We start from the raw sequence: 388 nt of genomic DNA, 5'->3' as shown, positions 1-388 counted from the left end.
GGCCAAGACGGTCGGCGAGAAGCCCTGCAACGTGGTCGAACTCCAGGGCACGGTCGGCGCCAGCGTCGCCACCAACCGCAAGAAGGGCTTTGACGCCGCCCTCGCGCCCCACGCCAACCTGAAGCTCGTGCGCAGCCAGACCGGCGACTTCACCCGGGCCAAGGGCAAGGAGGTGATGGAGAGCTTCATCAAGGCCGAGGGCGGCCGCTCGATCTGCGCGGTCTACGCCCACAACGACGACATGATGGTCGGCGCCATCCAGGCGATGAAGGAGGCCGGCTTGAAGCCCGGCAAGGAGATCCTGACGGTCTCGATCGACGCGGTCCCCGACATCTTCAAGGCGATCGCCGCGGGCGAGGCCAACGCCACCGTGGAGCTCACCCCCGAC

Annotated in this window: 1 protein-coding gene; it reads left to right on the top strand. The window is 68.0% G+C overall.

Translation table 11 applies throughout. The annotated features are described in order from the left end of the window. The coding region (locus ACNFOC_RS55830; protein ID WP_416966502.1) for a substrate-binding domain-containing protein at positions 1 to 388 on the top strand (388 nt) is incomplete at both ends.

This window comes from Streptomyces colwelliae (assembly GCF_048158785.1).
GTDB lineage: Bacteria > Actinomycetota > Actinomycetes > Streptomycetales > Streptomycetaceae > Streptomyces.
This window is presented reverse-complemented; position numbering and strand designations above follow the sequence as displayed.